1 rRNA gene is annotated in these 319 nt (G+C 47.3%); it reads left to right on the forward strand.

What is annotated here, in order from left to right:
* Window positions 1-319 (forward strand): 23S ribosomal RNA (locus tag FGF67_RS17010); the annotation flags it as partial.

Genomic DNA, 319 nt, shown 5'->3' on the forward strand with positions numbered 1-319 from the left:
CTGCAAAATAGCACCGTATCTTCGGTATAAGGTGTGGTTAGCTTTGTATTAGGATTTACTCCGAAAGCAAGGAAACTTACAACAAAGAGTCCCTCCCGACTGTTTACCAAAAACACAGCACTCTGCTAACTCGTAAGAGGATGTATAGGGTGTGACGCCTGCCCGGTGCTCGAAGGTTAATTGATGGGGTTAGCATTAGCGAAGCTCTTGATCGAAGCCCGAGTAAACGGCGGCCGTAACTATAACGGTCCTAAGGTAGCGAAATTCCTTGTCGGTTAAATACCGACCTGCATGAATGGCGTAACGAGATGGGAGCTGT

Source organism: Allotamlana fucoidanivorans (assembly GCF_006265225.1).
GTDB classification, from domain to species: domain Bacteria; phylum Bacteroidota; class Bacteroidia; order Flavobacteriales; family Flavobacteriaceae; genus Allotamlana; species Allotamlana fucoidanivorans.